General features: G+C 73.4%; 5 protein-coding genes. All 5 read right to left on the bottom strand.

Translation table 11 applies throughout. The annotated features are described in order from the left end of the window. Nucleotides 1-54 precede the first annotated feature (54 nt). A complete protein-coding gene (holA, locus tag D8M35_RS17115; protein ID WP_238638249.1) occupies nt 55-1,029 on the bottom strand; it encodes a DNA polymerase III subunit delta in 975 nt (324 codons plus the stop codon). Continuing rightward, nucleotides 938-3,541, bottom strand: coding sequence for a ComEC/Rec2 family competence protein (locus D8M35_RS14390; protein ID WP_126892464.1), 2,604 nt, complete (start codon nt 3,539-3,541; stop codon nt 938-940). Before D8M35_RS14390 ends, holA begins: the two co-directional genes overlap by 92 nt. Nucleotides 3,542-3,544: 3 nt before the next feature. Next, nucleotides 3,545-4,324, bottom strand: a complete 780-nt coding sequence (locus D8M35_RS14385) for a ComEA family DNA-binding protein (RefSeq protein WP_126892463.1) — start codon at nt 4,322-4,324, stop codon at nt 3,545-3,547. Between the two features lie 94 nt (nt 4,325-4,418). Next, nucleotides 4,419-6,992 (bottom strand): leucine--tRNA ligase, encoded by a 2,574-nt coding sequence (leuS, locus tag D8M35_RS14380; protein WP_126892462.1) that lies wholly within the window; start codon nt 6,990-6,992, stop codon nt 4,419-4,421. A 69-nt stretch (nt 6,993-7,061) separates the two neighbouring features. Continuing rightward, nucleotides 7,062-7,858: ATP-binding cassette domain-containing protein (locus D8M35_RS14375; RefSeq protein WP_126892461.1), on the bottom strand; the 797-nt coding region annotated here is incomplete at its 5' end.

Below are 7,858 nucleotides of genomic sequence, written 5' to 3'. Positions count from 1 at the left end.
CCACCGCCTTTCCCTTCACTACGCCCTTCCGATCGCCGGGAGGCGCGTCCCGCCTCAGCGCTCCTCGCCGCGGCGGGCGATGGTCCGGACCATGACCTCGAGCGCGTAGTGCGCGTCGCGTGACCCGCCCTTCACCGCTGTGTCGGCCGCCGCGATGCTCGTGATCGCGTTCGCCAGCCCGGCCTCGCTCCACCCCGCGACGTCGCGCTGCGCGCGCTGCACCTGCCACGGCGCCATGCCGAGTGCGGATGCCGCCTGGCCGCTCGACCCACGGAAGCCACTGACCTTCGCCATCGTGCGGATCTTGCTCGCGAACGCCGCGACGATCGGTACCGGGGCCTCCCCGGTCGCGAGGGCGTGCCGCAGCTCGACGATCGCCGGGGCCGAGCGACCGGCGAGTGCGATGTCGGCGACCTTGAACGCATTGGTCTCGACGCGACCGCCGTAGTACTTGTCGACGGTCCGGTCGGTGATCTCCTCGGCCTCGTCCGCCAGCAGCTGCCGGCACGCGGCCGCGAGCTCCGCGAGGTCGTCGGCGAACGCCGCGACGAGCGTGCGCACCGCCGAGGGCGCGATCTTCCGGCGGGCGGCCCGGAACTCGGCGTTGACGAAGTCGATCTTGTCGGTGTCGCGCTTGAGCTCGTCGCACTGGACCTCGACGCCGCCGCCGACTCCGCTGCGGATGGTGTCGAGCAGCTTCTTGCCGCGCATGCCACCACCGTGCCGCAGGATCAGCGTGACGTCATCGGCGGGCGCCTGCAGGTAGGAGATCGTCTCGGTGATGAAGGCGTCGGTGCACTTCTCGACGTTCGTCACCCGCACGAGCCGGGGCTCACCGAAGAGCGAGGGGCTCGCGAGCGTCGCCAGGAGCCCGGGCGCGTACTGGTCTGCCTCGAGGTCGTGCACCTCGAGCGCCGGGTCCTCGCCGACGAGCAGGTCACGGAGGACGCTGCTCGCACGCTCTGCCAGGAACTGCTCGGGCCCGGTGACGAGCACGACGGGTGCCGGTCGGACGCCGGACCACGGCACCTGGTCGATCTTGGCGGCTGCGCGCGTGGGCTTCTTGGCGGGCATGCGTTCCTTCCGTCGGCTCCGGGGCGAGCTGGTCGGGGCCTGGTCCGATCCTACGGGCCGCCGCCGACGCAGGTCCCGCCGAGGTGGGCCGCACCGACGCGACCGCTGCCGACGCTGCCCGCGCCGGCCCGACCGTCGACGCCGGTTCCGGAGGCGGAGCCGCCGTCCGCTCGGTCCACGCCGTCAACGCACCGTCGGCAGTCCGCGAAACCACGACGGTGCCCTGTCGGTCGGTCCGGAACGCCGTCGTTCCCGCAGCACGGAGGGCGTCGAGCGCCGACGCCGTCGGGTGTCCGTAGGTGTTGTCGGCACCGACGCCGATGAGTCCGATCGGTGCGGCGAGCTGTCGGTACAGCGCCGGGTCCTGGTCGGCGGACCCGTGGTGCGCAACCTTCACGACGTCCGGGTGCGCCTCCACGAGCGGGCGGAGTCGACGCTGCGCGTGCTCCCCGAGGTCACCGAGGAACACCCCGGACACGCACGCCGTGCACGCCGTGTCGCGCATCGTCTCGAGGACGAGACTCGCGTCGTTGCCCGACTGCCGGGAGCCGGCGCGCGGCCACACCACTCGCCAGCGCAGCGCGCCGAGGGTGCCCGACGTCGCGTCGTCGGCAGTGCGCACCTCGACGCCGGCCCGTTCGAGCTCCTCGACGACCCGGTCGTCCTCGGGCCGTCCGACCGGGCCGACCAGTGCCCGCGCCACCCGGTCCGCCACGGCTCCGACCGCACCGACGTGGTCGCGGTCGAAGTGGGTCAGCACCAGCAGGTCGACCCGGTCGACCCCGAGCAGGTCGAGGCACCCGAGCAGCAGTTCCTCGTCGTCGCCGGTGTCGACGAGGGCGACCGGTCCGGCACCGTCGCGGACCAGGACGGCATCGCCCTGACCGACGTCGCACGCAGCGACCGACCAGTCCCCCGGCACGGTCGAGCGCACGACGAGCCGCGGGACGGCGACGGCCCCGAGCCCGATCACGACGACCGCCCCGGCCGCCACCAGCGCCCACGTCCGGCGCTGCTGCTCGGCGAGCACGGCTCCGGCGACCGCCGCGCTGGCCACCGCCGCCGTCACCGCGCCGGGAGGGCCGGCCGGCCAGTCGAGCGTCGCCGCCGGCAGGGCAGCCGCACCGTGGGCGACCGCGCCGATGAGCGATGCGGGCGCCCATGCGACGTGCGCGACGACCCCCGCACCCCAGGGCCAGACCGGGGCGAGCAGGCACGCGGGGAGCCCGGTGACGGTGACGACCGGCGCGAGGGGGTCGGTCAGCAGGTTGGCCGGCACGGCGTACGTGGGCAGGGTCGGGGCGAGCACGACCGTCACCGGCCAGCACGCGACCTGCGCCGCGACCGGTACGGCCACCGCCGCGGCGACGGGTTGCCACCACCGCCGCGCGAGCAGGGCCGTCAAGCGCGGTGCCAACGCGATGATGCCGCCGGTGGCGAGGACCGACAGTGCGAACGCCGGAGCCCGGGCGTACCAGGGATCGACCACGAGCATGCCGAGGACGGTGAGCGCCAGGAGCGGCACCCCGCGGAGCGGTCGACCGGACAGCCGGACGACCAGCACCACGACCGCCATCACCGCGGCGCGGACGATCGACGGGTCGGGGCGGACGAGCACCACGAACGCCACGAGGAACCCGACCGCCACGACTGCCCGGAGGACGCGGGGGAACCCGAGTGCTCGGCACGCGGCCACGACGAGCGCGACGACGACGGCGCAGTTCGAGCCGGACACCGCCGTCAGGTGCGTCAGGGCGGTGGTCTCCATCGCGGACTCGGTGGCCGGGTCCAGGCCGCCGCGGTCTCCGATCGCCAGCCCGCGCAGGAGTGCGCCGCCGGGTTCGGGCAGGTCGTCGGTCACCGCCGTGAAGGCACGGCGGACGCGCTCCGCCGCCGCGAGCGGACCGGTCGGCGGCGCGACCTCGGGCCGTCCGCGCAGGAACACCACCGCCGCGGTCGGAGCGCCGCCCTCGTCGGCCTGCACGGTGGCACGCGCCCGCAGTACGGCCCCGGCCGACGCACGGAAGTGCTCGGCGGGGACCACACGGACCGGGACCGCGAGCCCCGTCGAGCTCTCGAGCGCTCGGAGCGTGCCCGTCGTCGACCGGTCGGTGTCGGCGAGGTCCCGGGTCAGCACCACCTCGACGGTGCTCGTCCGTCCTAGCCGATCGACGAGCGGCTGCGGCGACCGCTCCGGAGCACCCACCGCGACCGCCACCGCCACGAGGGAGCCGCAGGCCGCCACCAGCAGCAGGCAGCCCAGCACCCCGGGCAGCACGCCTCCCAGCACGCGGACCGGCACACCGGGCAGCACGAGAGCCAGGAGGACGGCACCGCCGATCGACGCGACGGTCGTCGCACACCACCACGCCGCTCCCGGTGCCCCGACGAGCAGCGCGGCCTCGACCCAGGCGACGACCACCGGACCCGCCAGGCGCAGGTCGGCGACGGTGGGGTGCAGCTCCACGGCTCAGACCCGGACCCGGTCGCGCAGCTCGGCGAGCCGTGTGTCCCCGATGCCGCTGACCTCGAGCAGGTCATCCACCGACGAGAACCCGCCGTGCTCCTCGCGCCACGCCAGGATGCGGGCCGCCAGCGCCGGACCGATGCCGGGAAGGGTCTCGAGCGTCGCCTGGTCGGCGGTGTTGAGGTCGACGACGTCCGCCCCGGGGTCGACGCCGCCCGCACCGCTGCTCCCGGCGGTGCCACCGGCACTCGAACCCCCGCCACCCGAGCCCCCCGGTACGTCCGGCCGCAGTGCTTCGGGCACCGCCGTCTCCCCCACCCGCGGGACGTACAGCCGTTCCCCGTCCACCACGGGGCGGGCCAGGTTGAGCCGGGCGAGGTCGGCGTCCGCCGTGGCTCCACCGGCCTGCTGCAGCACGTCGTCCACGCGGGTGCCGGAGGGGACCTCCACGACACCGGCACGGACCACCGCGCCGAGCACGTACACGGACACCGCCGCCGCACTCGCCGACCCCGTGGGCGCCCCGACCCCGGGTGCGTCGGCCGAGGCGGGTCCCGGCGAGGCACCGGTGCCGGGCCCGCGGGACGGGCGAGCCTCCGCCGTCGACGGCCCACTCGTCACCGTCACCCCGGCCGACGAGCGCGCATCCAGCGTCCCGATCGCGACGACCACCAGGGCGAGCGCGACCACCACCGCAGCCAGCGCCACGGCAGCTCGCGGTGACAGCGCGAACCGGGACACCCACGACCCGGCGCCGGGCGGTTCAGGAGACGGAGCAGTCATGGTCGGCACGCTAGGCGCACCGCGGGAACGGCAACGGCCCGGCGGTCCCTCCTGTGGAGGACGCCGCCGGGCCGTCAGCTGGGGAGGACTCCCGTCAGCCCTTGATCGCGATGTTCACGAGCTTCGGCGCCCGCACGATGACCTTCACGATCTCGCGGTCACCGATGTACCGCTGCACGTTCGCGGACGCACGCGCGAGCTGCTCGAGCTCGTCCGCCTCGATCGACTTCGACACCTCGAACGAGTCGCGAACCTTGCCGTTGACCTGCACGACGGCCGTCAGGGTGTCCTGCACCAGCAGCGTCGGGTCGGCCTTCCGCCAGCCGTGCGTGGCGACGGTGGCCTCGTAGCCCAGCTTCTCCCACATCTCCTCACCCGTGTACGGCGCGAAGACGGCGAGGGCGAGGGCGATCGTCTCGACGGCCTCACGCACGGCCGGGTCACCGGCGCCGGGGCCGCTGTCGATCGCCTTGCGGGTGACGTTGACCAGGTCCATCAGTCGAGCGATCACGACGTTGAACTTGAACGCCTCCATCATCCCCGGCGCATCGGCCAGGAACCGGTGGGTCACCTGCCGCAGGGCACGGTCGCCGTCCGCCCAGACCGCGTCGGGTGCCGAGGTGACGTCGAGCGCCAGGCGGTAGGCGCGCGCGAGGAAGCGCGCGGACGCCGACGGCGACACGTCCTCCCAGTTGATGTCGTCCTCCGGCGGACCGGCGAAGCCCATCACCAGGCGGATCGCGTCGACACCGTTCGCGTCGAGCTCGTCGCCGAGCGAGACGCCGCCCTTCGACTTCGACATCTTCGAGCCACCGGACAGCACCATGCCCTGGTTGAGCAGCGCCGAGAACGGCTCGGTGAAGTCCAGGTAGCCGAGGTCGAACAGGACCTTCGTGACGAACCGCGCGTAGAGCAGGTGCAGGATCGCGTGCTCGATGCCGCCGATGTACTGGTCGACCGGCGCCCACTTCCGCGCCGCCTCCGGATCGAACGCCTGCGTGTCGTCCTGCGCGGACAGGAAGCGCAGGAAGTACCACGACGAGTCGACGAACGTGTCCATCGTGTCGGTGTCGCGCGTCGCCGGGGTGCCGTCGACGGGGTTCGGCACGTTCACCCAGTCGATCGCCCCACCGAGCGGCGAGGTGCCCTTCGGCTTCAGGTCGAGGCCCTCGGTCGACGGCAGGCGCACCGGCAGCTGGTCCATCGGGACCGGGTGCTCGGTGCCGTCGGCACCGTGGATGATCGGGATCGGGGTGCCCCAGAAGCGCTGGCGCGAGATCAGCCAGTCGCGCAGGCGGTAGGTCTTCGCGGCCCGACCGGTGCCGCGCTCCTCGAGCAGCGAGATCGCCGCGGTGATCGCGTGCTGCTTCGACATGCCGTCGAGCGGCCCGGAGTTGATCATGCGGCCCTGGCCGGTCAGCGCCTCGCCCGTCGACACCGGGTCGAGCGCGGGGAGGTCCTCGAGCGTCGCGCCCTCGGGGATGACCGGGATCGCGCCGGTGACCGGCTGGTTCGTGTCGACGACGACCTTGACGGGCAGGTCGAAGGCCCGTGCGAAGTCGAGGTCGCGCTGGTCGTGCGCCGGGACCGCCATGACCGCTCCGTGCCCGTAGTCGGCGAGCACGTAGTCGGCGGCCCAGATCGGCAGGCGCTCCCCCGTCAGCGGGTGGATCGCGAAGCGGCCGAGCGGCACGCCGGTCTTCGGCCGGTCGGCGTTCTGCCGGTCGATCTCGGACGTCTTCTGGGTGGCGGTCAGGTAGTCGGCGAACGCAGAACGCACGGAGTCGTCCGCCGAGGCGACGAGCGATGCCGCCAGGTCGGAGTCCGGCGCCACGACCAGGAACGTCACCCCGTGGATCGTGTCCGGGCGCGTGGTGAACACGGTGACGGGCTCGTCGCGCCCCTCGATGACGAAGTCGACGTCGGCACCGACCGAGCGGCCGATCCAGTTGCGCTGTTGCGCGATGACCTTCGCCGGCCACCGCCCCTCGAGCTGGTTGAGGTCGTCGAGCAGCCGGTCGGCGTACTTCGTGATCGCGAAGTACCACTGCGTCAGCTTCTTCTTGACGACGACGGCACCGGAGCGGTCCGAGGTGCCGTCGGGCAGCACCTGCTCGTTCGCGAGCACGGTCTGGTCCACCGGGTCCCAGTTGACCCAGCTGTCCTTCCGGTAGGCCAGGCCCTTCTCGTACATCTTCAGGAACAGCCACTGGTTCCACTTGTAGTACTCGGGGTCCGAGGTGTGGATCTCGGTCGTCCAGTCGAACGACGGCGCGTACCGCTTGAACGACGCCTTCTGCTGCTCGATGTTCGCGTACGTCCACTCGGCCGGGTCGACGCCGCGCTTGATCGCCGCGTTCTCGGCGGGCAGCCCGAAGGAGTCCCAGCCGATCGGGTGCAGGACGTTGAAGCCCTGCTGGCGCCAGTAGCGCGCCACGAAGTCACCGAGCGCCCAGTTCTCGGCGTGCCCCATGTGCAGGTCACCGGACGGGTAGGGGAACATCTCGAGGATGTACTTGCGCGGGCGCGAGTCGTCGAGGTCGGTCGTGAAGAGCCCGAGCTCCTCCCAGCGGGGCTGCCACTTCTCCTGGATGCGGCGGAAGTCGTAGGCGTCCGGATCGACGGCGGGCTGCTCGCCGGAGGGTGCGGTGGAGTGCTCGGTGGTCACGATCACCAAGGGTACAAGGCCTGGAGGCCCGCCCCGGCCCCGCCGTCGGACCGTCCGTCCGGCGGGCGGTCACCGGGTCGAGCGGGCGGCTCCGTCGGTGACGAGACGCCCGTCGCGCATGCGCAGGGTCCGGTCGACGAGGTCGGCCGGCACCGGCACGTGGGACACGACCAGGACCGTGCGGCCGGCCTGCCGCGCGGCACCGACGAGGTCACGGAGCACGGCGTCGCCGAGGTCGGGGTCGACGTCGGCCGTCGGCTCGTCGAGCACCAGCACGGGGAAGGCGTGCAACAGCGCCCGCGCGAGCGCGAGCCGGTGCGCCTGCCCGCCGGACAGCAGTCCACCGCGCTCCCCCACCGGGGCGTCGAGTCCGCCGCGCCCGGCGACCCAGGGGCCGAGCCCGACCCGGTCGAGCACGGCGGTGAGCTCGGCGTCGGTGACGGTGTCGCGCGCGAAGAGCAGGTTCTGCCGCACGGACTGGTCGAACACGAACGGGTCCTGCTCCACGAGCCCGACCCGGGCACGCACCGCATCGGGGTGCATCGACCGGGCCTCGACCCCGTCGAGCGTGTAGGAACCCTCGTGCTCGACGAACCGCACCAGGGCATCCACGAGCGTCGACTTCCCGGCACCGCTCGGGCCCTCGAGCACGACGACCTCGCCCGGGTGCAGGTCGAGTGACACCCGGTCGACCGCCGCCGTCGTCGCGCCGGGCCACCGCACGGTGACGTCCCGCAGCGCGAGGCGGACCGGCCCGTCGACGACGAGGTCCGACGGCTCGGCCGGCTCGTCCGGCTCCGGCACGATGCCGTCCGGCAGCGCCGCGGGAACGACCTGCTCGATCCGCTCGGCGGCGGCACGGACCG

Source organism: Curtobacterium sp. HSID17257 (assembly GCF_003989515.1).
In the GTDB taxonomy this organism is placed as follows: Bacteria; Actinomycetota; Actinomycetes; order Actinomycetales; family Microbacteriaceae; genus Curtobacterium.
The sequence above is the reverse complement of the archived record's forward strand: the minus strand, read 5'-3'. Positions and strand labels throughout refer to the sequence as shown.

What these genes read in the sequence shown, in the direction of transcription:
- D8M35_RS14385 (WP_126892463.1), bottom strand. Translation starts at nt 4,324, where the DNA reads ATGACTGCTCCGTCTCCTGAACCGCCCGGCGCCGGGTCGTGGGTGTCC.